Raw genomic sequence first — 24,457 nt, 5'->3', positions numbered from 1 at the left:
ATATTTTGTTCGGAGGATTTAGATTGAAAAAACCAATTAAAGTAATGACTGTTTTTGGTACTCGTCCTGAAGCTATTAAAATGGCGCCCATCATTTTAAAAATGCAGGAACAATTAGATGAATTTAAACCAATTACCGTCTTAACGGGTCAACATAAAGAAATGTTAGATCAAGTTATGGATATTTTTAATATTCAACCTGATTATAATATGCATGTAATGAAAGAAAAGCAGACTTTAAGCTCAATTACAACTGCTGTGATTAGTAAGTTAGACTATATCATTAATGAATCCAATCCTGATGTGATTCTTGTTCATGGTGATACAACAACAACTTTCGCAGCTTCAGTCAGTGCTTTTTATCATAAAATTCCGCTTGGTCATGTGGAAGCGGGTTTAAGAACTTGGGATAAATATTCACCATATCCAGAGGAAATGAACCGACAAATGACTGACACTCTATCTGATATTTATTTTGCCCCTACTAAATTAAGTCGAAGTAATTTAGTAAAACAAAATTTTGATGAAAAACGTATTTTTATTACTGGTAATACAGCAATTGATGCTTTAAAACAGACGGTGGATGATGATTATCACCACGATGTTTTAGATGATATTGATAGCAACCATCGTATTATTTTATTGACAATGCATCGTCGAGAAAACCAGGGTGAACCAATGTATAGAGCTTTTACTGCAATTAGAGATGAGGTTTTGAAACATCCCGATATTGAAGTTGTTTATCCAGTTCACTTAAGTCCAGTCGTTCAAAAAATGGCACATAGAGTTTTTGACGGAATTTCCAGAGTTCATTTGATTGATCCATTGGATGTTGTAGATTTCCATAATATGTCTGCAAGAAGTTATTTCATAATGACTGATTCTGGTGGTGTTCAAGAAGAAGCACCTTCTTTAGGGAAACCAGTCTTAGTGTTAAGAAATGATACTGAAAGACCAGAAGGAGTTGATGCTGGTACCTTAAAATTAGTAGGTACCGATTATGATAATATTAGGAATAATATGGATGAATTGTTGGACAATAGTTCAATTTATAAAAAAATGTCCCAAGCACAGAATCCTTATGGGGATGGACAAGCAGCTAGTCGAATTTTAAACGCACTGAACATTTTTATTAATAATGAATCAGGTGTTAATCAAAATGAAAAGTAAAAAAATTATAAACTATTTAAAAAAATTTATCTTAATTGTATTCAATCGATATAAAATTTCTAATGCTGGTGATTCGGCAATTGTTATTGCGTTCTATTCTTTGCTATCGATTTTTCCTTTAACAATTATTGCAGGAAATCTATTAAAATTATTTAATATTAATCAATATGAGATTGTTGATTACTTAGCTCCATTATTACCATCAACGATATTAAATACTTTAAAGCCAATCATTGATTCTGCATTAACAGGTGCGAGTGGTGATAATTTTTCCATTGGTTTAATTATTACTATTTGGTCTGCAAGTCGAGCATTAGCTGCTTTTCAAAAATCAGTTAATCAAGCTTATGGAATTCAAGAAACTAGTTCCATTATGACAAGAATTATTTCGTTTGTTTGGATGTTATTGTTGATTGTTTCACTATCAATTTTCTTGATTTTCTTTGGATTTGGTAAAGTTATTATCAATTATTCAGCTAATTTTATTGGATTATCACATCTTACTACTGATATTTTTATTATACTAAGATTTCCCTTAACCATTTTGGGTATATTTTTATTGATTTTGGTACTTTATTATTTTGTTCCAAATGTAAATACTAAATGGCGGTATGTATGGGCAGGCTCTTTAGTAGTAACTATTGGAATGCTACTTTTATCTAAAGGATTTTCAATTTACTTACATTATTTTGCAAAAAGTATGGATGCTTATAAAACCTTGGGAACATTTGTTATTTTAATGTTATGGTTATATATGTTAGGCACTATTTTAGTAATTGGCGCAGTTATTAATGCGTCCATTCAAGACAGTTTCGATACTAAAATTAAGACTAGAAAACCATCAATAAAGTCCTTTATACCTAAAAATGATAAATAAAAAATCGTTGATGAAAATCAACGATTATTTTTATTATATTCATCAACTAGATTTTTGGAAAATTCATCTAAAATTTTAATGTCATCTTCATCGGGTTCAAGGTTTATTTTTATTCCTTTTGCCCCTTGAATTGCATTTGCTTTTTTAAATTGTTCGATAAATTTATCTACTGAAGTATTATATGAATCTTCATAGAAATCATCACCAGATCCAGCAACACCAAAGATTTTACCTGATAAGTCAGTATCTTTTAAATCATCAAAAAAGTCTAAACCTTCTTCTGGTAAATGACCTTCATCATAAGTGTAGGCACAAACAACACAAATATCAGCATCTAATAATTCTTCAGTATCGGTTTGTGAAATTTCAGTTTCAGTAACGTCTGCACCTAAATCTTCTAAACCTTCTGTTACAATATCAGCAAGGTCCTCATTATTTCCAGTGATGGTTGCAAATACAACATGTGCTTTCAATTTTATAATCGATCCTTTCTCAAAAACGTTAATAATCTATATACTATTATACTAGGGAAGTGAATAACTATGAAGACTAAGATAACTAAAATTTCTGCACAAAAAAGAAAAGGTCGTTTTAATGTTTATATAAATGATCAATATGCATTTCCAATTAGTGAGAATGTGATGATTAAATACCATGTTTTTAAGGGGATGGAGATTGATAATGAATTAAAGAATAATCTAATTAATGATGATAATATTTCTAAGCTATATGGAAAAGCAATTGATTTTTTATCACATCAATTGAGAACTGAGCGTGAAACTATTAATAAATTAAATGATTTTACTGATAATGAAGATCATGTTGATAAAGTTATTAATAAGTTAAAAGAGCAAAAATTAATTAATGATCAAAATTATGCTAACAGTTACGTTAGAACTGAAGTTAAAAAACAAGACAAGGGACCATCGAATGTTTTCTTTAAACTAAAAGCTAAGTTCATTGATGAAAATAAAATTAAAGAGGCAATAGATAACTACTATAGTAGTGATGATGAGGCGATAAATTGTAGCGAACAAGCTAAAAAACTATTTAATAAGCATAAACGTGATGCTTTTAAAAATCGAATTAATAAGACTAAAATTAATTTGATGAAAAAAGGTTACAGTTCAGAAATTATAAACAAATCAATTGATTTGTTAGATTTTGAGCCTGATGTTGAACAACAAAAAGAATTACTCATCCAACAAGGCGAAAAAATATGGAATCGTAATCGAAAATATGAAGGATATCAAAGAAGTTTAAAAACTAAACAATCACTTTACAGAAAAGGATTCAATATTGATGATATTAATAATTTTATTGATTCTAAAAATAATAGTTTATAATAGTTAATAAAAGGAGTTATTTTTTATGTTTAAAATGATAAAAAATTCTTCACTAATATTATGGACAATAGAAATATTATTAGTAGTAGGAATTATTTTTATATGTACTAAACTTGATTTTATTTTTTCGCCAATAGGAACTTTCTTTTCGGCCATATTTATGCCTATTTTAATTGCTGGGGTACTATTTTATATGTTAAATCCAGTTGTTAATTTATTAATGAAAATTAAAATAAGTAAGACCAAAAATCTTTCTAGATTGATGTCGATTATTATAGTATTTATTTTATTTTTCTTGATATTATTCTATGCAACGTCTTTTTTAATACCTAGAATTGTTAATCAGGTAACCAATTTATTTAATAACTTACCCGATTTGGCTAATGAAACAACTAATTATGTAAAAAATTATTCACACAAAGGTATTTTAAAAAACGTTTATCTTAGTGATTATGTAAATAAATTTCAAAGTTATATTTCTAGTTATGCTCAACAGTTTTTGAGTGGATTAACATCTAGTATTGGTTCTATTATTTCAATGGCTGCTTCTACGGTAGTCATTTTAGTTACGGTTCCTGTAATGCTATTTTATATGTTAAAGGATGGACATAAGCTTCTACCTAATATTGCTAAAGTTTTACCATCTAATCGTCGTAAAAGTACAATTCGTTTACTCCAAAAAATGAGTGCTACTATTTCCAATTACATAGGTGGTCAAATGATTGAATGCTTATTTGTTGGTATCTTTACTTCGATTGGATATGTGTTAGTCGGTCAAAAATATGCATTATTATTGGGGTGCTTTGCTGGAATTTGTAATATCATCCCTTACGTTGGACCGTACATTGGAATTATGCCATCATTATTTATTTCTTTTTCTGAAGATTTTACAAAAGTCATTGCTGTTATCATTGTTGTTTTAATTGTTCAGCAAGTTGATGGAAATTTGGTTTATCCAAATGTTATCGGAAAATCTTTGAATATTCACCCATTAACCATTATAATTATTTTATTAGCTGCTGGAAATATTTCAGGATTGCTCGGTATGATTTTGGCAATTCCACTTTATGCCGTTGTTAAAGTGATTGTTCAATATGTTTATACAATATGGTTATTACAACAACAAAAAGAATAGCATAATGCTAAGAAACAGGAGATTTTATGAAAAAAGTAATTACTTATGGAACCTTTGATTTATTACACAAGGGTCATGTTAGATTATTAAAGAGAGCAAAGGCGTTAGGTGATGATCTAACTGTTTGTGTCTCAACAGATGAATTTAACGCCGAAAAAGGTAAAAAGGCATATACTTCTTATGAAGATCGTAAATACGTTTTAGAATCAATTAGATATGTTGATCATGTCATTCCTGAAAAAGGTTGGGATCAAAAAATCAAAGATGTTCAAGATAATAATATTGACATTTTTGTTATGGGCGATGATTGGGAAGGTCAGTTTGATTTTCTTAAAGATTATTGCGATGTAGTTTACTTACCAAGAACCGAAGGAATTTCAACTACTAAAATCAAGCATGATTTAGGTCTCAATGACGATAAAAAATGGGAAACTAAATAGTTTAAATAAAAACATCCTTAGAATTATATATCCTGGGGATGTTTTTTATATGTTACAATAATTCTTATATATTATTTTAAGACGGAAGGATTCAAAAAATGGGCAATAATAAAAATTTAGACAAAAGTGTAGATAAAAGAAGAACTTTTGCAATTATTTCTCATCCGGATGCTGGTAAAACGACAATTACTGAACAACTACTTTTGTTTGGTGGAATTGTAAGACAGGCTGGGACAGTTAAAGCTAAAAAGTCTGGCAACTTTGCTAAATCAGATTGGATGGAAATTGAAAAGAAACGTGGTATTTCAGTAACTAGTTCTGTAATGCAATTTGATTATTCTGGAAAAAGAATTAATATTTTGGATACACCTGGACATCAAGACTTTTCTGAAGATACTTATCGTACTTTGATGGCTGTTGATTCTGCGGTAATGGTTATTGATGCCGCTAAGGGGATTGAACCACAAACTAAAAAGTTGTTTCAAATTTGTAAGATGCGTGGAATCCCTATTTTTACTTTTATGAACAAAATGGATCGTGACAGTAGAGATCCAATGGAACTAATTAGTCAATTAGAAGATGTTTTAGGCATTGAGGGATATCCAATGAACTGGCCAATCGGTTCTGGTAAAATTCTTCGTGGATTATATGATCGATATAATAAGCGAATTGAATTGTATCGTCCTAAAGATGAAAATAAACCATACTTGCCATTAGATGATGATGGTAACTTATTGGAATCTAACCCAATTACAGAAGATAGTATTTATCAAGACGCTAAAGAAAGTATGGATTTAATCACTGAAGCTGGTAATCCATTTGATGCTTCTAAAATTAAAAATGGTGAACAAACACCGGTGTTTTTCGGTTCAGCTTTAGTTAATTTTGGAGTTAAAACATTTTTAGATGCATACTTAAAGTTCGCTCCTAAACCAGGGGAACATGAAACTTCCAATGACGTGGATGTTAAACCAGATGATGAACAATTTAGTGGTTTTGTATTCAAGATCCAGGCGAATATGAACCCTAAACACCGTGATCGTATTGCCTTCGTTCGTGTTTGCTCAGGAATGTTTGAACGTGGAATGGATGTAACTCTTGAAAGAAATCAAAAGAAATTACGTTTATCTAATGTTACTGAATTTATGGCAAATACACGTGAAAATGTAGAAAATGCAGTTGCTGGAGATATAATTGGTTTATATGATACCGGTAATTTTCAAATTGGTGATACGATCTATTCAGATAAACGTAAAGTGGAATTTACAAAATTACCACAATTTACACCAGAAATGTTTATGAAAGTATCTGCAAAAAACGTTATGAAACAAAAATCATTCCATAAGGGAATTAAACAATTGGTTCAAGAAGGTGCTGTTCAACTTTATACTGCTTATACAACTGGTGATTATATTCTTGGTGCAGTTGGACAATTACAGTTTGAAGTTTTTCAATTTAGAATGCAAAATGAATATAATTCTGAAGTTGTTATGGAACCAATGGGTAAAAAGACCGCTCGTTGGATTGATCCGGCACAATTAGATGAAAAAATGTCATCTTCTAGGAATATTTTAGTTAAAGACACCCATGATGAGCCATTGTTCTTATTTGAAAATAAATTTGCTGAACGTTGGTTTAAAGAAAAATATCCAGATGTTAAATTAACATCTAAACTATAGTAAAAAAGTCCTAATCATTGATTAGGACTTTTTTACTGAATATTTTCAGCTTTAATATAAAATAGATTATTTATTTCATACCAATGCTTATTATTTTCATCAATTATTGATAAAGTTATCTTAACTTCTTTATTATCTAATCCGTACCTAATTATTTCACCACTTGGATAGTTAAAGATAGATACTTTATTATTATAAATATCAGATTTTAAATAGGCTACTTTATTTAAGCTAATTATTTGCCAATTATTAGTATTTTTCAAAAAGCTGCCAAATGGATGGTAAATTGGGGTAAATGAATCGTTAATAATCCATTGATTACCACCAATATTTAGCCATAAATAATTTTCTGTTTTAACTTGATAAAATATTTTAATTTTACTATTTTTAGGAATATTTCTAATGATTTTGTTTTTTTCAGTGTTATTAAAAACATTAATATTATTTTTTGATTTTATATAATAACTTTCTCTGGTTATTTTTAGCCAATTTGATTTTTGGTAATACATTACAATTGATTTTATATGATTATCATATTGGCCTTTAAGCTCTCCTATATGTGACTTTAATTTATAGCCTGTTATTTTTGGGGGATTAATGCGATATTTTGTATGATACTTTCCAATTATAGTTTTGTAATTTTTAACCATTAGATAATTATCTAAGTTAATAAAGAATACATTAACTGGTTTACCATTAATAGACTGATATTTAATAAAAACATCATTATTATTTTTATTGAAATATTTTGGATTACCAACTATTTTACAAATTACATGTCCTTTAAAACTTGGAATAATAAAATTTGTTCTCGTATTTAAAGGCCCATTAAATGAATCAGCTTTTTTTAGGTTTATGCCATTTTCATTAATATAGTGAACTCTTAATGTAGCCAAAGATAGGGAAGCTGTTTCTTTGCTCAAATCACTTTTAAAATGGTCTTCAATTATTTTATGGTTTCTCTTATAGCTCTTGACTATTTTATTAAAAATTTTAAACAAAATAACAACCTCCCTTGAATCTATAATAACATATGAATTAAATATTTATGTATTTTTGTTATTAATAGTATGTTTTCTTTTTAAACAATAATATATAATGGAAAAGAAAGAGGGAATATTATTATCGATGAGCAAAAATATACCGAATTATTAAATCAGTTAAAAAATAATGAAATTAGTGAGTTGGTTATTAAGCCAGATGAATTTTTAGATTTTCAAGTAGCCTTTATGAACTTTCCTACTAGAAAAAGAGTTACTGGTAAAGCTGGTGAAAATGGAATAGTTACCTATACTTACTTGTCTGATAATAATTCTAATAATTAGTAAATCTTGTATTTTATAAAATTAATTGATATTCTAAATTTAATTAGAATGTTAAAAAGGAGATTTTTTTAATGGAAAAATGTAATTTTAAAATAATTTCAGAAACTGGAATTCATGCACGTCCTGCAACTTTGTTAGTTCAAACCGCAAGTAAATTTAACTCAGAGTTAGATTTGATATATCAAGGTAAATCAGTTGATTTAAAATCTATTATGGGTGTTATGTCACTAGGTGTTGGCCAAAATGCTGATATTACAGTTTCTGCTGATGGTGAAGATGAAAAGAGTGCAATTGAAGCCATCAAAAAATCTTTTAAAGAAGAAGGTTTAACTGAGTAGGTATGTTGAGGTATGAGGGGATTGCTGCTAGCAAAGGCTATGCAATTGCTAATGCATATAAGTTAGTTCATCCTAATTTATCTTTTTCAAGAATGATGATTGGTAATCCTAAAAAGGAAATAAAACGTTTAAAAAAGGCAATTAAACAAGCCATTAAAGATTTAAATAAAATTGAAGAAGTTGTAATAACTAACATGGGTTCTGCTTCTTCTGAAACTTTTAAATTGCAAGCTAATTTAATTTCAAGTCCTAGCTTTTTTGATAAAGTAACTAGTATTATATTAGATGATAAAGTTAATGCTGAGACTGCTTTACATGAATTCTTAGAAATGCAAATCATATCTATAAAAGACTCAGGCCCTGATAAGTTTATTTTGGACAAAGTTAAAGATATTAAAGATGTTGAAAAACGATTATTAACATATCTATTAAATAAACCTATGTCTGATTTAGCATTAATCCAATCACCAGTTATAGTAGTTTCAGAAGATCTAACACCTAATGATATCATTCAGTTAAGTAATAAAAATGTCAAAGGCGTAATTGCCGATTTAGGAACTAGTACTTCTCATTCTGCCATATTAACTAGATCATTAAATATACCTTCAGTTTTCGGCTTAAATAATGTTAGTTCTAACGTTAACTCTAACGATTCAATTATTGTTAATGGAATGTCTGGAGATGTTATTATTGACCCGAGTGAAAAACTATTATCTCAATATAAAACAAAAATTACTAAGTATAATGCTACAGAAAAGCCGTTAGATAAGTTAAAAAAACGTGAGGCTTTCACAAAGAATGGTAACTTAATTAGTATTAATGCTAATATCTCTAGTCCTAAAGAAGTGGACTTATTGAAAAACTATATGATTGATGGGATCGGTTTATATCGAACTGAGTACTTGTATATTGATTCAGATACATTACCAACAGAAGAGGAACAATTCAATGTTTATAAATTTATCTTAAAATCAATGGGAGATAAATCAGTTGTAATTAGAACTTTAGATATTGGTGGGGATAAGCAGGTTTCTTACCTAGAAAATGAATTTTCAGGAGAAGTGAATCCATTTTTAGGAAATCGTTCAATTAGATTTAGTCTATCTAGATTAGATATTTTTAGAACACAGATTAGGGCACTCCTTAGGGCTTCAATTTATGGTAATTTATCCATTATGTTTCCTATGATTTCTGAATTAGATGAATTATGTGCTGTAAAAAAAGTTTTTAAAGAAGAAAAAGAAAATTTAAAAAAATCTGGTATTCTCTATAAAGATGTTAAGTTAGGAATAATGGTTGAAGTGCCTTCAGTTGCAATTATGATTGATCAATTTATTAAAAAAGTAGATTTTATTAGTATTGGGACAAACGATTTAATTCAATATGTAATGGCTGCTGACCGTGGTAATCCAACAGTAGCTGCATTGGATAGTCCGTTAAATCCTGCTTTATTAAGATTAATGGAAAGAATTGCTAACGTGGCTAATGCATATAATGTTGAAGTATCCGTCTGTGGAGAAATGGCATGTAATCGTTATGCTTTACCATTGCTTGTTGGAATGGGAATAAAGAATTTTTCAATGAATATTAATTCTACTTTGGATGTTAAGGCATTACTTAGTTTAATTGATTATAATGTAATGCAAAAAATGACTGAAAATGTCATTAAAAATGCTGGAACAGTAAAAGATGTTATTAAAATAGAAAGAAGTTTTATTAAAATTTAATGTTTTTTGGACTAAAGGAATTAGAAATCCTTTAGCTCTTTTTTTATTCTATTATTTGCAAAGAAAACATCAAAACCATATAATTACAATTAATTATTAAGTTTAAGGGGGGTTAATTTTGAACATTGGAATATTTACTGATACTTATTTTCCACAAGTCAGTGGTGTTGCAACTTCAATCAAAACGTTAAAAGATCAATTAGAATTAAATGGCCATCAAGTTTATATTTTTACAACAACTGATCCTCATGTATCTAAAAATGATTACGAAAAAAATATCTTTAGATTTTCTAGTATTCCGTTTGTTTCTTTTACTGATCGTAGAATTGCAGTTAGAGGGATGTTTCAGGCTTATCAAATTGCCAAAAAATTAAACTTAGATATAATTCATACGCAAACTGAATTTTCAATGGGCATTATTGGTAAATTTGTATCTAAATTTTTAAGAATTCCTTGTTTACATACTTATCACACTATGTATGAAGATTATTTGCATTATGTTGCTAATGGTAAGTTATTGAAGCCAGTTCATGTTAAAGATGCTACTTTGGCTTTTTGTCATAATATGTCTGGAGTAGTTGCACCTAGTACACGTGTTCTAGATACGCTAGTTCGCTATGGAGTTAAAAGTCCAATTCGAATTATACCAACTGGAGTAAATATTAATAAGTTTGGTTTAAATGAAAATTATGATTTAAAAGCTAATTTAGGTTATGAAAACGATGTTCAAATCTTATTATCAGTTAGTCGTTTGGCATATGAAAAGAACATCTCTGAACTAATCGATATTATGCCTGAAATTTTAGTTAATAAACCAAAAGCTCAGCTGTTGATAGTAGGGGATGGACCTGCTAGAAACGATTTAGAAAAGCAGTCTCACGATATGCATTTAGAGAATCATGTAAAATTTATCGGTGAAATTAGTAATGATGAAATTAGTGCCTACTATCATATTGCTGATTTGTTCATTTCTGCTTCTAGTTCTGAATCACAGGGACTAACTTATATTGAAGCGATGGCTTCAGGTGTTAAAGTTGTTGTTACAGAAGGGCCTTATACTAAAAATTTATTGGATAGTAAAGCTCTTGGGATGACTTTTAAAAATAAAACTGAATTTATAAATGACATTCTTGCTTATTTATCTAATAAAATTATTATTGATGAAAATAATGCTGATGAGATTAGGTCTAATAAGCTTCACGAAATTTCTGCCGAAAATTTTGCTAATCGAGTGATTGCTTTTTATAAAAATGCACAGATAGAATATAACAATCAAGTTAGTGATTCTACAAGAATCAGTGATTAAGGAGGACTTATGTTAAACATAAATATGTTCTCAACTGCCGATAAAGTAAAAGGGCAAGGAGTTGGGAGCGCATATCTTGAATTGATTCGGATGTTAAAAAAACATTTTCCAAATGATTTTAATATTGAAATCAATAAACATAGTAAATCAGATATAACACATTATCATACAATAAATCCTAGTTATTATTTTTCAACTTTTTTTGCAAAACGTGGTAGAAAAATTGGTTATGTTCATTTTTTACCTGAAACATTGGAAGGAAGTCTTCATCTTCCTAAACCTATTAAATGGATATTTTATAAATATGTAATTGCTTTTTATAAAAGAATGGATCATATTGTAGTGGTAAATCCAACTTTTATTCCAAAGTTGGAAAAATATGGAATTCCTAAAAGCCGAATTACCTATATTCCTAATTTCGTTAGTAAAAAGGAATTTTATCCGTTGAACAATAATGAGAAAAATTCAATTAGACATAAATTAGAGTATAAAGATAGTGACTTTATAGTTGCAAGTACCGGACAAGTTCAAACTAGAAAAGGTGTTTTAGATTTTGCTAGATTGGCTGAAGCCAATCCAGATGTTAAATTTATATGGGCCGGTGGTTTTTCATTTGGTAAAATTACAGATGGTTATAAAGAATTGAAAGCTTTGGTTGATAATCCACCGAAGAATCTTTTCTTTCCGGGAATTGTTGATCGTGATTTGATTTTTAAATATTATAATATCGCTGATTTATTTTTATTACCTTCCTATAATGAATTATTTCCAATGTCAGTTTTAGAAGCATTTTCATGTGGAACACCCGTGATGTTAAGGCACCTTGATTTGTACAAAGAAATTATTGAAGGATATTATGTTCCATTCGACAATTTTAATGATATGAATTACGAATTGAAAAAATTAAAAAATGATTCTAAGTATTTATCAGAAATGTCTCAAAAATCAATAAATGCATCTAAATACTATTCAGAAAATCACTTAGCTTCAATTTGGTATGATTTTTACATATCACAATTAAAAGAAGGTTAAATATGTCTAAAAAGAATATAATTACTTTTATCTGTATGTTTTTATTTGGAGCCTTTATATTTTGGTATTTTATTAGAGATATAGAAATAAATATACTAGTTAAAGACTTCTTCACTATTAATTGGTGGTGGATTTTAGTAGCTGTTATTTGTATGGCTTTGTACTTAGGATTAGAAGCAATTATTACCAAAATGATTGTAGATACCCAATCTAAACATTTTACGTTTAAAGATGCTCTAAGAGTGCCCTTAGTAGAACAGCTGTTTAATGGTATTACGCCATTTTCTTCCGGTGGTCAACCTGGTCAACTATATGTTCTAGTCCAAACTGGTGTAGACGCCGGTAAAGCTAGCTCAGCTTTATTAATGAAATTTATAATTTTTCAAGGAATGATTGTGATTAATTTTTTGTTGAGCTTAATTATTGGATTTCATTACATTGAAGAAAAATTGCATTATTTGGCTATATTTGTTGTATTTGGCTTTATTATTCATTTATTTGTTATTGCCTTATTAATCTTGATTATGTATTGGTACTCTTTTACAAAGAAAATGATTGATACGATTATTAAACCACTTCACTTTTTTGTTAGTAATGAACGTTTTAATAAAATTAAAAATTTAATTGACGATAAGGTTGATACATTTCATCAAGAAAGTATAAAAATTGCTAAGCAATGGAAATTAATGTTTAAAATTATTCTTGTTACTTTTTTCCAGCTAGCATTTTACTATCTGATTCCATACTTTATTATGCTTTCTTTAGGTTTTAATAAAGTTAATATTATTGTAGTTGTTAGTTTACATGTTTTGATTTTCATGATTATATCTTTATTTCCAATTCCAGGTGGAGCTGGTGGAGCAGAGTATAGTTTTGAGGCTTTATTTAAAAGCTATATCACTAATAGTACTAAGTTAGTATTGGCCTTAATGATTTGGCGACTATTAACTTATTATTTGGGTATGATTCTAGGAGCTATCGCTTTATTTATTAAACCTGATAAGGTTAGTAAGAATATAGATAACAAATAAAATTTATTTTCGGAGGCATTGATAATGTCCAGTAACATTAAAAAAAGTAGAAGATTTCTTAATACAAAATTTGGCTTTTTTGTATTAATTGTTGCACTTTTTTGGTTAAAAACTTATTTTGCATATAATGTTGACTTTACTTTAGGTGCTAAGGGAGGAATTCAAAATTTTCTATTAGCAATTAATCCAATTCCGGCAGCTTTGCTTATTTTTGGAATTGCTTTATATTTTAAAGGAAAACTAGCTTATTGGCTGATGCTCATTATTGATTTAATTGAATCAATTTGGTTATTTGCTAATATTGTATATTACCGTGAATTTTCTGATTTTCTATCATTTGGAGTTATTAAAGGATCTGGTGATGTTCAAAACAATCTAGGCAAGAGTCTAGCTGAAATTATTCATCCACTAGACTTCATTGTTTTTTTAGATATTATTGTATTAATCATTTTACTCTTATTTAAATTTATTAAGGTAGATCATTCACCATTTAAAAAGAAAAATGCTTTTGCAATGACCATATTGTCATTTGTTTTAATCTTTGCTGAGTTTGGGATTGCTAATGCCAATCGTTCAGGACTGTTAACCAGAACTTTTGATAATAATTATATTGTTAAATATTTAGGATTAAATGAATATGCTGCTTTTAATGGTTATCAGACTTATAAAGAAAGTAAGACTAGATCAGAAGCAAAACCATCTGATATTAAGCCGGTCTTAGATTATTTGAAAAAGAATCGTAGTAGTCCTAATATGGAATACTTCGGTAAAGCAAAAGGTAAAAATGTCTTTGTAATTCATTTGGAAAGTTTCCAACAATTTTTGATTAACTATAAAGTTGATGGAAAAGAAGTTACACCTAACTTGAATAAATTTTATGGTAATAAAAATACTCTATCATTTGATAATTTTTATCATCAGGTGTCTCAAGGAAAGACTTCTGATGCTGAAATGATGTTAGAAAATTCATTGTTTGGATTGCCACAAGGTTCTGCAATGGTTAGTTATGGTACTCAGAATACTTACCAAGCTGCTCCTGCTATCTTATCTCAACGTGGATATAGCACTGCTGCTTTTCATGGGGATGTTCCTAGTTTTTGGAATCGTGATAATACTTACAAGTCCTGGGGATATCAATATTTCTTCGATTCTGACTATTATACTGAAAAACCATCTTATAGCGTAGGTTATGGTTTGAAAGATAAGATATTCTTTAAAGATTCAGCCAAGTATATTCAAAAATTACCACAACCATTCTATGCTAAATTAATTACTTTAACTAATCATTATCCATATGAATTAGATAAGCAGAATATTTCATTCCCAGCTACTAAAACTGGTGATGATACGGTTGATCCATATGTACAAACTGCTCATTATCTAGACCAGGCTTTTGGTGAATTTGTAAATTATTTAAATAAAACTGGACTTATGAAAAATAGTATGATTGTTTTGTATGGTGATCATTATGGTATTTCCAATAACCATAGGCCAGCAATTGCACAATTACTTCATAAGAAAAATATTACAAGTTATGACTTAGCACAATTTCAAAAAGTTCCATTTATGATTCATATGAATGGACTAAAGGGTGGAATTGATCACACTTATGGTGGAGAAATTGATGTTCTACCAACATTACTTCATCTATTAGGCATTAAGGATGATAATACTATTCAATTTGGAAATGATTTATTATCACCAAATAGAAGCCAAGTTGTAGCATTTAGAAACGGTGATTTAGTCTCTCCTAAATACACTATTATTGGTGGGACAGTGTATAATACTGAAAATGGTTCTGTAATTAATCCAAATCCTTCCCAACAAAAAGAGATTAAATCAATGCAAAATCATGTTACAACTGAATTATCATTATCTGATAAAGTAATATTAGGAGATTTACTAAGATTTTATAATCCTAAAGGTTTTACTAAAGTTAATAAAAAAGATTTTAATTATAAGTATTCATCAGCTATGAAACAACTGGATAAAATTGATAAAGATAAAAAATCAAGTTTATTAAGTAAACTTCGCAAAAATAATACAGATAACTTATATACTACAAATGCACCTGAATTAAAAAAATAAGAAAAAATCATTCTGTATTTATGTATATTAATTGACCTGCAAAAGTTGGACAAATAATTGTTTAATTTTTGCAGGTCAATTTTTATTTAAAATTCAATAATAATTTAAATAATTTAATTTATCATAGTTTTTCTTCATAAAATCAGTATATTAAAATTATTGTTGACTATTTATTCATTTATTGATATTATTATTTTTGTTGTCATTTAGACTACATATTAAATAAAATAACTTGTTGACTTTTATTATTTAACTTGTTATTATTTTATTTGTTGTTAAAAATAGCAAATTAGTTATTTAAAAAATAATTAAAAAAGTTATTGACTTTTACTTGTAAAGATGGCATAATAATTATTGTTGCGTTGCTGATAAAGCAAACGGCAATAAAAAATAATTATAAAAAGTTGTTGACGTTAAGTTGTTAACATGATATAATTAAAGAGCTGCTCAATGAAGCGGATAACTAATAAGTAGATCTTTGAAAACTGAACAAGATTGATAATCGATGATGTGTAAGGATTCTTATAATTTAGATTATAAGAAATTAAAACACAGCGAAGTCAATTCGCTTTTAAAAACAATTAATTTGATGAGCTAGAAAAGCTTTTCATCTATAAGATGAGAGTTTGATCCTGGCTCAGGACGAACGCTGGCGGCGTGCCTAATACATGCAAGTCGAACGAGTCCTCCCAATTTGATTTTATGCTTGCATAAAAGATTTTTGGATTCGGGACGAGTGGCGAACTGGTGAGTAACACGTGGGTAACCTGCCCTAAAGCAGGGGATAACATTTGGAAACAAGTGCTAATACCGTATAATTAGTTGGAACCACATGGTTCCAACTTGAAAGATGGCTCTGCTATCACTTTAGGATGGACCCGCGGCGTATTAGCTAGTTGGTGAGATAAAAGCCCACCAAGGCGATGATACGTAGCCGACCTGAGAGGGTAATCGGCCACATTGGGACTGAGACACGGCCCAGACTCCTACGGGAGGCAGCAGTAGGGAATCTTCCACAATGGACGCAAGTCTGATGGAGCAACGCCGCGTGAGTGAAGAAGGGTTTCGGCTCGTAAAACTCTGTTGTTAAAGAAGAACAAGTGTAAGAGTAACTGTTTACGCTTTGACGGTATTTAACCAGAAAGCCACGGCTAACTACGTGCCAGCAGCCGCGGTAATACGTAGGTGGCAAGCGTTGTCCGGATTTATTGGGCGTAAAGCGAGCGCAGGTGGTTTTTTAAGTCTGTTGTGAAAGCCCTCAGCTCAACTGAGGAAGTGCAGCGGAAACTAAAGAACTTGAGTATAGAAGAGGACAGTGGAACTCCATGTGTAGCGGTGAAATGCGTAGATATATGGAAGAACACCAGTGGCGAAGGCGGCTGTCTGGTCTATTACTGACACTGAGGCTCGAAAGCATGGGTAGCGAACAGGATTAGATACCCTGGTAGTCCATGCCGTAAACGATGAATGCTAGGTGTTGGAGGGTTTCCGCCCTTCAGTGCCGCAGCTAACGCATTAAGCATTCCGCCTGGGGAGTACGACCGCAAGGTTGAAACTCAAAGGAATTGACGGGGGCCCGCACAAGTGGTGGAGCATGTGGTTTAATTCGATGCTACGCGAAGAACCTTACCAGGTCTTGACATCTTCTGCCAACCTAAGAGATTAGGTGTTCCCTTCGGGGACAGAATGACAGGTGGTGCATGGTTGTCGTCAGCTCGTGTCGTGAGATGTTGGGTTAAGTCCCGCAACGAGCGCAACCCTTATTATTAGTTGCCAGCATTAAGTTGGGCACTCTAGTGAGACTGCCGGTGATAAACCGGAGGAAGGTGGGGATGACGTCAAATCATCATGCCCCTTATGACCTGGGCTACACACGTGCTACAATGGATGGTACAACGAGTCGCGAAACCGCGAGGTCAAGCTAATCTCTTAAAGCCATTCTCAGTTCGGATTGCAGGCTGCAACTCGCCTGCATGAAGTTGGAATCACTAGTAATCGTGGATCAGCATGCCACGGTGAATACGTTCCCGGGCCTTGTACACACCGCCCGTCACACCATGAGAGTTTGTAACACCCAAAGACGATGGAGTAACCTTCGGGAGCTAGTTGTCTAAGGTGGGACAGATGATTAGGGTGAAGTCGTAACAAGGTAGCCGTAGGAGAACCTGCGGCTGGATCACCTCCTTTCTAAGGATATTACGGAAACTTACATTAGGTTATCAATCTTATTCAGTTTTGAGAGGTTTACTCTCAAAAGAAGCTTATGCTTTTTGGGCCTATAGCTCAGTTGGTTGAGAGCGCACGCCTGATAAGCGTGAGGTCGATGGTTCGAGTCCATTTAGGCCCATAGGACTAGTGGATTACCACAAAACCTTATATGGGGAATTAGCTCAGCTGGGAGAGCACCTGCTTTGCAAGCAGGAGGTCAGCGGTTCGATTCCGCTATTCTCCATTGACACGAAAGTGTTGAACTTGGTTCTTTGAAAACTAGATATTATTAATTTCTAAAATTAACATTAAAATTTGTATTAAATACAATTTTAACCGAGAACACCGCGTTATTTTGAGTTTTTTAAAAAGTTTTATTCGTATTATACTCAATTAACCAAACATCACGAAGTGATGAACAGGTTAAGTTATGAAGGGCGCATGGTGGATGCCTTGGCACTAGGAGCTGATGAAGGACGGGACTAACACCGATATGCTTCGGGGAGCTGTACGTAAGCTTTGATCCGAAGATTTCCGAATGAGGAAACTCGATAACCTTAATCGGTTATCACCAATTAGTGAATTAATTAGCTAATTTGGCGGCAGACGTGGGGAACTGAAACATCTAAGTACCCACAGGAAGAGAAAGAAATTTCGATTCCCTAAGTAGCGGCGAGCGAACGGGGAACAGCTCAAACCAAAGAGCTTGCTCTTTGGGGTTGTAGGACTGAACATTTGAGTTACCAAGTTAGACAATAGTCGAACTAGCTGGGAAGCTAGGCGATACAGGGTGATAGCCCCGTAGACGAAATTGTTTAACCTCAGTTCAGGATCCTGAGTACAGCGACACACGTGGAACGTCGTTGGAATCCGGGAGGACCATCTCCCAAAGCTAAATACTCCCTAGTGACCGATAGTGAACCAGTACCGTGAGGGAAAGGTGAAAAGCACCCCGGAAGGGGAGTGAAATAGTTCCTGAAACCATGTGCTTACAAACAGTTAGAGCCCGTTAATGGGTGATAGCGTGCCTCTTGTAGAATGAACCGGCGAGTTATGTTAACATGCAAGGTTAAGGTGGATAAGACCGGAGCCGTAGCGAAAGCGAGTCTGAATAGGGCGTTTGAGTATGTTGAGATAGACCCGAAACCAGGTGATCTACCCATGTTCAGGCTGAAAGTGCGGTAAAACGCACCGGAGGGCCGAACTCGTGTACGTTGAAAAGTGCTGAGATGAAATGTGGGTAGCGGTGAAATTCCAAACGAACTTGGAGATAGCTGGTTCTCTCCGAAATAGCTTTAGGGCTAGCCTCGGATTTAGAATCATGGAGGTAGAGCCACTGTTTGGATGAGGGGCCCGTCATGGGTTACTAAATTCAGATAAACTCCGAATACCATTGATTTATATGTCCGGGAGTCAGACGATGAGTGATAAGATCCACCGTCGAAAGGGGAACAGCCCAGACCACCAATTAAGGTCCCTAAATATATGCTGAGTGGAAAAGGATGTGGAGTTGCACAGACAACTAGGATGTTGGCTCAGAAGCAGCCACCATTTAAAGAGTGCGTAATAGCTCACTAGTCGAGTGATTCTGCGCCGAAAATTTACCGGGGCTAAGCATATTACCGAGATTGTGGACATGACGTAGTCATGTGATAGGAGAGCGTTCTAAGGGCAACGAAGTTAGACCGTAAGGACTGATGGAGCGCTTAGAAGTGAGAATGCCGGTATGAGTAGCGAAAGATTAGTGAGAATCTAATCCACCGAATGACTAAGGTTTCCTGGGGAAGGCTCGTCCTCCCAGGGTAAGTCGGGACCTAAGCCGAGGCCTAGAGGCGTAGGCGATGGATAACAGGTTGATATTCCTGTACTAGTTAATTATGTTTGAACGATGGAAGGACGTAGGAGGCTAACTTGTGCGCACTATTGGATGTGCGTTCAAGCAGCAAGTCAGTTGAAGAGTGAAATGCTTTTCAGCGGGTTGACAAGCTGTGATGAGGACCGAATTTAAGTAGGGAAGTAAGCCACGTCACACTACCGAGAAAAGTTTCTAGTGAGTAATTAACTACCCGTACCGCAAACCGACACAGGTAGTCGAGGAGAGTATCCTAAGGTGAGCGAGTGAACTCTCGTTAAGGAACTCGGCAAAATGACCCCGTAACTTCGGGAGAAGGGGTGCTGCACTACGTGCAGCCGCAGTGAAAAGGCTTAGACGACTGTTTATCAAAAACACAGGTTTCTGCAAAATCGTAAGATGAAGTATAGGGGCTGACGCCTGCCCGGTGCTGGAAGGTTAAGTGGATGAGTTAGCTTCGGCGAAGCTCAGAAACGAAGCCCCAGTAAACGGCGGCCGTAACTATAACGGTCCTAAGGTAGCGAAATTCCTTGTCGGGTAAGTTCCGACCCGCACGAAAGGCGTAACGATCTAAGCACTGTCTCAACGAGAGACTCGGTGAAATTGAGATACCTGTGAAGAAGCAGGTTACCCGCGACAGGACGGAAAGACCCCATGGAGCTTTACTGTAATTTGATATTGGGTGTTGACATAGCTTGTACAGGATAGGTAGGAGCCGTAGAAACCGGAACGCTAGTTTCGGTGGAGGCATTGTTGGGATACTACCCTCGCTGTGCTAACACTCTAACCCGCACCACTTATCGTGGTGGGAGACAGTGTCTGATTGGCAGTTTGACTGGGGCGGTCGCCTCCCAAATAGTAACGGAGGCGCCCAAAGGTTCCCTCAGAATGGTTGGAAATCATTCGCAGAGTGTAAAGGCACAAGGGAGCTTGACTGCGAGACAGACAGGTCGAGCAGGGACGAAAGTCGGGCTTAGTGATCCGGTGGTACCATATGGAAGGGCCATCGCTCAACGGATAAAAGCTACCCTGGGGATAACAGGCTTATCTCCCCCAAGAGTTCACATCGACGGGGAGGTTTGGCACCTCGATGTCGGCTCATCGCATCCTGGGGCTGTAGTTGGTCCCAAGGGTTGGGCTGTTCGCCCATTAAAGCGGTACGCGAGCTGGGTTCAGAACGTCGTGAGACAGTTCGGTCCCTATCCGTCGCGGGCGTAGGAAATTTGAGGGGAGCTATCTCTAGTACGAGAGGACCGAGATGGACATACCGCTGGTGTACCAGTTGTCCCGCCAGGGGCACAGCTGGGTAGCTATGTATGGTTGAGATAAACGCTGAAAGCATCTAAGTGTGAAACCCACCTCAAGATGAAATTTCCCATTCCTTTATGGAAGTAAGACCCCTGAGAGATGATTAGGTAGATAGGCTAGAAGTGGAAGTGCAGCGATGTATGGAGCGGACTAGTACTAATTGGTCGAGGACTTAACCAAGTAAGGTTGTTCTCATTTAGAAATGATAATATCTAGTTTTGAAAGAACGAAGTTCTTTTAGAAAAATAGTGTGGTGGCGATAGCTAGAAGGATACACCTGTTCCCATGCCGAACACAGTAGTTAAGCTTCTAAACGCCGAGAGTAGTTAGAGGATCGCCTCTTGCAAGGGTAGGAAGTTGCCGCGCTATTTTAATTATGGAGGATTAGCTCAGTTGGGAGAGCATCTGCCTTACAAGCAGGAGGTCACAGGTTCGAGCCCTGTATCCTCCATATCTACGAGCCGTTAGCTCAGCCGGTAGAGCATCTGACTTTTAATCAGAGGGTCGGCAGTTCGAACCTGCCACGGCTCATTAAAACTAAATATTTTTGTTTTATATATGCCGACTTAGCTCAGCTGGCAGAGCATCTGTCTTGTAAACAGGGGGTCGGAGGTTCGAATCCTCTAGTCGGCATTTATGCGGAAGTAGTTCAGTGGTAGAACATCACCTTGCCATGGTGGGGGTCGCGGGTTCGAATCCCGTCTTCCGCTTTGTCAATTCATTAATATGCCGGGGTGGCGGAATTGGCAGACGCACAGGACTTAAAATCCTGCGGTTAGTAATAACCGTACCGGTTCGATCCCGGTCCTCGGCATTAATATTGCACCCATAGCGCAACTGGATAGAGTGTCTGACTACGAATCAGAAGGTTGTAGGTTCGAGTCCTACTGGGTGCATTTTTCGGGAAGTAGCTCAGCTTGGTAGAGCACCTGGTTTGGGACCAGGGGGTCGCAGGTTCGAATCCTGTCTTCCCGATAGGGTCAAAGTGCTCTTTACAACAAAAATTTATTTCGCGGTGTAGCTCAGCTGGCTAGAGCGTCCGGTTCATACCCGGGAGGTCGGGGGTTCGATCCCCTCTGCCGCGATTTAGGACTTGGACCTTTAGCTCAGTTGGTTAGAGCAGACGGCTCATAACCGTCCGGTCGTAGGTTCGAGTCCTACAAGGTCCATAATATTGGGGCTTTGATTTTAAATTTTAAATGGAGAATTACCCAAGTGGCTGAAGGGGGCGGTCTTGAAAACCGCTAGGTGGGTCAAACCACGCGAGAGTTCGAATCTCTCATTCTCCTTATTATCGCGGGATAGAGCAGTCTGGTAGCTCGTCGGGCTCATAACCCGGAGGTCGTTGGTTCAAATCCATCTCCCGCAATTTACGGTTCGTTGGTCTAGTTGGTTTAGGACGCCTGCCTGTCACGCAGGAGATCACGAGTTCGAGTCTCGTACGAACCGCTTTAATATGGCTCGGTAGCTCAGTTGGTAGAGCAACGGATTGAAGCTCCGTGTGTCGGCAGTTCGATTCTGTCCCGCGCCATTTAACTTAATTATTATGCGGGTATAGTTTAGTGGTAAAACCATAGCCTTCCAAGCTATTGTCGCGAGTTCGATTCTCGTTACCCGCTTTTGGTTTAATGGGCCTATAGCTCAGTTGGTTGAGAGCGCACGCCTGATAAGCGTGAGGTCGATGGTTCGAGTCCATTTAGGCCCATTTTGGAGAAGTACTCAAGTGGCTGAAGAGGCGCCCCTGCTAAGGGTGTAGGTCGGTTTTCCGGCGCGAGAGTTCGAATCTCTCCTTCTCCGTTGCGACCCGTTGGTCAAGTGGTTTAAGACACTGCCCTTTCACGGCAGTAACATGGGTTCGAATCCCGTACGGGTCATTATTATATTATCGCGGGATAGAGCAGTCTGGTAGCTCGTCGGGCTCATAACCCGGAGGTCGATGGTTCAAATCCATCTCCCGCAATTTTGTTGGTTCGTTGGTCTAGTTGGTTTAGGACGCCTGCCTGTCACGCAGGAGGTCACGAGTTCGAGTCTCGTACGAACCGTAACTTTTAAGATTATCCTTATTTGGATAATGTTTTTTTATATTTTAATTTAAAGACCCGTTGGTCAAGTGGTTTAAGACACTGCCCTTTCACGGCAGTAACATGGGTTCGAATCCCGTACGGGTCATTATATATGGAGAATTACCCAAGTGGCTGAAGGGGGCGGTCTTGAAAACCGCTAGGTGGGTCAAACCACGCGAGAGTTCGAATCTCTCATTCTCCTTAATTTTTGAAATTTAAAGATAGATGTTTACTATAAACATCTATCTTTTTTATATGTCATCGATAAATCACTAATTTTTACCACTGGATTATTATGAAACCAGTGGTAAAAATCTTTATAACTTTTCCAACAGGTCATTAATATATCTCTTTTTTTACCAAAGTCTTCTTTTAACATATAAATTGAATTAACATTTTTATATTTAATATTTATCATATTGGCTTTTAATATTTTTGTATTTTCTTCATCTAAGTTAAAATATAGATAGTTTACCATTTCCTTATTATCATTTATAGAGTTGCTATAAATGATTCTATATTCTAATTTATTTTTAAAGATAGATCTTTTATTACTAAAATCAACTATTTGATAATTTTGATTAACATTATTGATTGATTTAAAAATATATATTTTCCTACTAGGGTGCTTTTTCTTTATTAAATTGATAATGTAATTATTACCAAATGTTATTTTTATATTTTTGTCCATTTTTTCCTCTTTTGTTTTGTTCAAATATTTTACAAACTATAACTATATATTTACACTAAAGTATGTATTAAACAAGTCGGAGGTGCTGTTTTTATGAAAGTTAGAGTTTTAGGCTACTATGGTGGTTATCCATATGATGGTGTAGGAACTAGTGGGTACTTAATTCAAAGTGGTAATTTCAATCTGCTTTTGGATTGTGGTAGTGGTGTTTTATTAGAGTTGGAAAAGTATTTAGATCCTTTACAATTAGATGCATTAATATTATCTCATTATCATCATGATCATAAAGCTGATGTTGGGGTTTTAGAATATTATTGGCAACTAAATAAAGAAAACAGAAAGGAACCAACTCTACCAATTTATGGGAACACTGATGATGAATATTCTTTTGAAGGCCTTAATTGGAATAATGATACTAAAGCAATGCCATATAATGAAAATAAAAAATTGAATTTAGATCCGTTCACGATAACTTTTTTAAAAACTAAGCATCCAGTTCCATCTTATGCTGTAAAAATCCTTGAAAAATCTACTAAAAAAACTTTAGTATTTACTTCAGATACTAAATACTTTGATGGATTGGTTGATTTTTGTAGTGATGCAGATATACTAATCACTGATACTAATTTTTATGAGGATAAAAAAGGAATAAAATGGCATATGACTTCTAAAGAAACTGGTAAGTTAATTCGTGATTCTAAAGCTAAGTGCGTTATTATTAGTCATTTACCACAGTATGGTGTTCTTAGTGATTTATTAAATGAAACAGTTAAATATTCTGGAAATAAGTCTAATATTATGCTTGCAAAATTAGGACTTATGCTTGATATTAATTGAGTTTT

General features: G+C 34.0%; 17 protein-coding genes, 23 tRNA genes and 3 rRNA genes. 40 read left to right on the top strand and 3 right to left on the bottom strand.

Annotated features, from left to right (window positions below; genetic code table 11):
* The first annotated feature begins 44 nt into the window (after window positions 1-44).
* Together wecB and MOO46_RS03180 are read left to right on the top strand one after the other, a co-directional pair.
* The gene (gene wecB / locus MOO46_RS03185; protein WP_249511689.1) at window positions 45-1,169 is read left to right on the top strand and encodes a non-hydrolyzing UDP-N-acetylglucosamine 2-epimerase; all 1,125 of its coding nucleotides are present in this window, start codon (window positions 45-47) and stop codon (window positions 1,167-1,169) included.
* On the top strand, window positions 1,159-2,046 hold the full coding sequence (locus MOO46_RS03180) for a YihY/virulence factor BrkB family protein (RefSeq protein WP_249511547.1): 888 nt from the start codon (window positions 1,159-1,161) through the stop codon (window positions 2,044-2,046). The genes wecB and MOO46_RS03180 overlap by 11 nt, the downstream gene beginning before the upstream one ends.
* Before the next feature lie 17 nt (window positions 2,047-2,063).
* On the opposite strand, the gene MOO46_RS03175 is transcribed toward MOO46_RS03180, so the two are convergent.
* Window positions 2,064-2,519: a flavodoxin gene (locus tag MOO46_RS03175; RefSeq protein WP_249511546.1), complete on the bottom strand. Its 456-nt coding sequence runs from the start codon at window positions 2,517-2,519 to the stop codon at window positions 2,064-2,066.
* Between the two features lie 69 nt (window positions 2,520-2,588).
* Between MOO46_RS03175 and recX the strand changes: the two genes are divergently transcribed.
* From recX to MOO46_RS03155, 4 genes are all read left to right on the top strand, one after another.
* Entirely contained in the window at window positions 2,589-3,392 is an 804-nt protein-coding gene (gene recX, locus MOO46_RS03170; protein WP_249511545.1) for a recombination regulator RecX, read from the top strand.
* Window positions 3,393-3,417: 25 nt separating this feature from the next.
* Complete coding sequence (locus MOO46_RS03165) at window positions 3,418-4,527, top strand: AI-2E family transporter (protein WP_249511544.1); 1,110 nt, start codon at window positions 3,418-3,420, stop codon at window positions 4,525-4,527.
* Window positions 4,528-4,553: 26 nt separating this feature from the next.
* A complete protein-coding gene (tagD, locus tag MOO46_RS03160; protein ID WP_249511543.1) occupies window positions 4,554-4,967 on the top strand; it encodes a glycerol-3-phosphate cytidylyltransferase in 414 nt (137 codons plus the stop codon).
* Window positions 4,968-5,065: 98 nt separating this feature from the next.
* The gene (locus MOO46_RS03155; protein WP_249511542.1) at window positions 5,066-6,646 is read left to right on the top strand and encodes a peptide chain release factor 3; all 1,581 of its coding nucleotides are present in this window, start codon (window positions 5,066-5,068) and stop codon (window positions 6,644-6,646) included.
* A gap of 32 nt (window positions 6,647-6,678) precedes the next feature.
* Here MOO46_RS03155 and MOO46_RS03150 read toward each other — a convergent pair whose 3' ends face one another.
* The gene (locus MOO46_RS03150; RefSeq protein ID WP_249511541.1) at window positions 6,679-7,647 is read right to left on the bottom strand and encodes a MucBP domain-containing protein; all 969 of its coding nucleotides are present in this window, start codon (window positions 7,645-7,647) and stop codon (window positions 6,679-6,681) included.
* A 183-nt stretch (window positions 7,648-7,830) separates the two neighbouring features.
* Here MOO46_RS03150 and MOO46_RS03145 point away from each other — a divergent pair, with 183 nt between their 5' ends.
* The 33 genes from MOO46_RS03145 to MOO46_RS02985 all read left to right on the top strand — a co-directional run bounded on the left by MOO46_RS03145 (window position 7,831) and on the right by MOO46_RS02985 (window position 23,126).
* On the top strand, window positions 7,831-7,971 hold the full coding sequence (locus MOO46_RS03145) for a hypothetical protein (RefSeq protein ID WP_249511540.1): 141 nt from the start codon (window positions 7,831-7,833) through the stop codon (window positions 7,969-7,971).
* 71 nt (window positions 7,972-8,042) lie between these two features.
* Entirely contained in the window at window positions 8,043-8,309 is a 267-nt protein-coding gene (locus tag MOO46_RS03140; RefSeq protein WP_249511539.1) for a phosphocarrier protein HPr, read from the top strand.
* A 2-nt stretch (window positions 8,310-8,311) separates the two neighbouring features.
* Window positions 8,312-10,036: a phosphoenolpyruvate--protein phosphotransferase gene (gene ptsP, locus MOO46_RS03135; RefSeq protein ID WP_249511538.1), complete on the top strand. Its 1,725-nt coding sequence runs from the start codon at window positions 8,312-8,314 to the stop codon at window positions 10,034-10,036.
* Between the two features lie 118 nt (window positions 10,037-10,154).
* On the top strand, window positions 10,155-11,342 hold the full coding sequence (locus tag MOO46_RS03130) for a glycosyltransferase family 4 protein (protein WP_249511537.1): 1,188 nt from the start codon (window positions 10,155-10,157) through the stop codon (window positions 11,340-11,342).
* A gap of 9 nt (window positions 11,343-11,351) precedes the next feature.
* Window positions 11,352-12,374, top strand: a complete 1,023-nt coding sequence (locus MOO46_RS03125) for a glycosyltransferase family 4 protein (protein WP_249511536.1) — start codon at window positions 11,352-11,354, stop codon at window positions 12,372-12,374.
* Between the two features lie 2 nt (window positions 12,375-12,376).
* On the top strand, window positions 12,377-13,405 hold the full coding sequence (locus MOO46_RS03120) for a lysylphosphatidylglycerol synthase transmembrane domain-containing protein (protein WP_249511535.1): 1,029 nt from the start codon (window positions 12,377-12,379) through the stop codon (window positions 13,403-13,405).
* Window positions 13,406-13,429: 24 nt separating this feature from the next.
* Window positions 13,430-15,493 (top strand): LTA synthase family protein, encoded by a 2,064-nt coding sequence (locus tag MOO46_RS03115; protein WP_249511534.1) that lies wholly within the window; start codon window positions 13,430-13,432, stop codon window positions 15,491-15,493.
* Between the two features lie 614 nt (window positions 15,494-16,107).
* Window positions 16,108-17,680, top strand: a 16S ribosomal RNA gene (locus tag MOO46_RS03110).
* An 85-nt stretch (window positions 17,681-17,765) separates the two neighbouring features.
* Window positions 17,766-17,840, top strand: a tRNA-Ile gene (locus tag MOO46_RS03105).
* A 32-nt stretch (window positions 17,841-17,872) separates the two neighbouring features.
* Window positions 17,873-17,945, top strand: a tRNA-Ala gene (locus tag MOO46_RS03100).
* Between the two features lie 177 nt (window positions 17,946-18,122).
* A 23S ribosomal RNA gene (locus MOO46_RS03095) occupies window positions 18,123-21,041 on the top strand.
* A gap of 69 nt (window positions 21,042-21,110) precedes the next feature.
* Window positions 21,111-21,227, top strand: a 5S ribosomal RNA gene (gene rrf / locus MOO46_RS03090).
* The 16S, 23S and 5S rRNA genes sit together here with 23 tRNA genes alongside, the layout of an rRNA operon.
* 12 nt (window positions 21,228-21,239) lie before the next feature.
* Window positions 21,240-21,312 (top strand) — tRNA-Val (locus MOO46_RS03085).
* A gap of 7 nt (window positions 21,313-21,319) precedes the next feature.
* Window positions 21,320-21,392 (top strand) — tRNA-Lys (locus tag MOO46_RS03080).
* 29 nt (window positions 21,393-21,421) lie between these two features.
* Window positions 21,422-21,494, top strand: a tRNA-Thr gene (locus MOO46_RS03075).
* A gap of 5 nt (window positions 21,495-21,499) precedes the next feature.
* Window positions 21,500-21,571 (top strand) — tRNA-Gly (locus MOO46_RS03070).
* An 18-nt stretch (window positions 21,572-21,589) separates the two neighbouring features.
* Window positions 21,590-21,675, top strand: a tRNA-Leu gene (locus MOO46_RS03065).
* Between the two features lie 8 nt (window positions 21,676-21,683).
* Window positions 21,684-21,757 (top strand) — tRNA-Arg (locus MOO46_RS03060).
* A gap of 5 nt (window positions 21,758-21,762) precedes the next feature.
* Window positions 21,763-21,836, top strand: a tRNA-Pro gene (locus MOO46_RS03055).
* Between the two features lie 36 nt (window positions 21,837-21,872).
* A tRNA-Met gene (locus MOO46_RS03050) sits at window positions 21,873-21,946 on the top strand.
* 10 nt (window positions 21,947-21,956) lie between these two features.
* Window positions 21,957-22,030 (top strand) — tRNA-Ile (locus MOO46_RS03045).
* 32 nt (window positions 22,031-22,062) lie between these two features.
* Window positions 22,063-22,150 (top strand) — tRNA-Ser (locus tag MOO46_RS03040).
* Window positions 22,151-22,156: 6 nt separating this feature from the next.
* Window positions 22,157-22,230: transfer RNA gene (locus MOO46_RS03035), tRNA-Met, on the top strand.
* A gap of 5 nt (window positions 22,231-22,235) precedes the next feature.
* Window positions 22,236-22,310, top strand: a tRNA-Asp gene (locus tag MOO46_RS03030).
* Window positions 22,311-22,319: 9 nt separating this feature from the next.
* Window positions 22,320-22,392 (top strand) — tRNA-Phe (locus MOO46_RS03025).
* Between the two features lie 17 nt (window positions 22,393-22,409).
* Window positions 22,410-22,480 (top strand) — tRNA-Gly (locus tag MOO46_RS03020).
* An 11-nt stretch (window positions 22,481-22,491) separates the two neighbouring features.
* Window positions 22,492-22,566, top strand: a tRNA-Ile gene (locus tag MOO46_RS03015).
* 4 nt (window positions 22,567-22,570) lie between these two features.
* Window positions 22,571-22,658: transfer RNA gene (locus tag MOO46_RS03010), tRNA-Ser, on the top strand.
* A 4-nt stretch (window positions 22,659-22,662) separates the two neighbouring features.
* Window positions 22,663-22,735, top strand: a tRNA-Glu gene (locus tag MOO46_RS03005).
* 12 nt (window positions 22,736-22,747) lie between these two features.
* Window positions 22,748-22,821, top strand: a tRNA-Met gene (locus tag MOO46_RS03000).
* Window positions 22,822-22,828: 7 nt separating this feature from the next.
* A tRNA-Asp gene (locus MOO46_RS02995) sits at window positions 22,829-22,903 on the top strand.
* Window positions 22,904-22,957: 54 nt separating this feature from the next.
* Window positions 22,958-23,030: transfer RNA gene (locus MOO46_RS02990), tRNA-Glu, on the top strand.
* A gap of 8 nt (window positions 23,031-23,038) precedes the next feature.
* Window positions 23,039-23,126, top strand: a tRNA-Ser gene (locus tag MOO46_RS02985).
* A gap of 30 nt (window positions 23,127-23,156) precedes the next feature.
* Here MOO46_RS02985 and MOO46_RS02980 read toward each other — a convergent pair.
* Window positions 23,157-23,615, bottom strand: coding sequence for a hypothetical protein (locus MOO46_RS02980; protein WP_249511533.1), 459 nt, complete (start codon window positions 23,613-23,615; stop codon window positions 23,157-23,159).
* Window positions 23,616-23,708: 93 nt separating this feature from the next.
* On the opposite strand from MOO46_RS02980, the gene MOO46_RS02975 reads away from it, so the two are divergent.
* Entirely contained in the window at window positions 23,709-24,452 is a 744-nt protein-coding gene (locus MOO46_RS02975; protein WP_249511532.1) for an MBL fold metallo-hydrolase, read from the top strand.
* The last annotated feature ends 5 nt before the right edge of the window (window positions 24,453-24,457 follow it).

The organism is Apilactobacillus apisilvae (assembly GCF_023380225.1).
Classification (GTDB): domain Bacteria; phylum Bacillota; class Bacilli; order Lactobacillales; family Lactobacillaceae; genus Apilactobacillus; species Apilactobacillus apisilvae.
Note: the sequence above shows the minus strand (reverse complement) of the source record. Positions and strands in the feature narration are given on the sequence as shown.

Bases quoted from the DNA above. Each gene is read 5' to 3' on its own strand.
- wecB (WP_249511689.1), top strand. From the start codon at position 45: ATGACTGTTTTTGGTACTCGTCCTGAAGCTATTAAAATGGCGCCCATC.
- MOO46_RS03180 (WP_249511547.1), top strand. From the start codon at position 1,159: ATGAAAAGTAAAAAAATTATAAACTATTTAAAAAAATTTATCTTAATT.
- recX (WP_249511545.1), top strand. From the start codon at position 2,589: ATGAAGACTAAGATAACTAAAATTTCTGCACAAAAAAGAAAAGGTCGT.
- MOO46_RS03165 (WP_249511544.1), top strand. From the start codon at position 3,418: ATGTTTAAAATGATAAAAAATTCTTCACTAATATTATGGACAATAGAA.
- tagD (WP_249511543.1), top strand. From the start codon at position 4,554: ATGAAAAAAGTAATTACTTATGGAACCTTTGATTTATTACACAAGGGT.
- MOO46_RS03155 (WP_249511542.1), top strand. From the start codon at position 5,066: ATGGGCAATAATAAAAATTTAGACAAAAGTGTAGATAAAAGAAGAACT.
- MOO46_RS03140 (WP_249511539.1), top strand. From the start codon at position 8,043: ATGGAAAAATGTAATTTTAAAATAATTTCAGAAACTGGAATTCATGCA.
- ptsP (WP_249511538.1), top strand. From the start codon at position 8,312: ATGTTGAGGTATGAGGGGATTGCTGCTAGCAAAGGCTATGCAATTGCT.
- MOO46_RS03125 (WP_249511536.1), top strand. From the start codon at position 11,352: ATGTTAAACATAAATATGTTCTCAACTGCCGATAAAGTAAAAGGGCAA.
- MOO46_RS03120 (WP_249511535.1), top strand. From the start codon at position 12,377: ATGTCTAAAAAGAATATAATTACTTTTATCTGTATGTTTTTATTTGGA.
- MOO46_RS03115 (WP_249511534.1), top strand. From the start codon at position 13,430: ATGTCCAGTAACATTAAAAAAAGTAGAAGATTTCTTAATACAAAATTT.
- MOO46_RS02980 (WP_249511533.1), bottom strand. From the start codon at position 23,615: ATGGACAAAAATATAAAAATAACATTTGGTAATAATTACATTATCAAT.
- MOO46_RS02975 (WP_249511532.1), top strand. From the start codon at position 23,709: ATGAAAGTTAGAGTTTTAGGCTACTATGGTGGTTATCCATATGATGGT.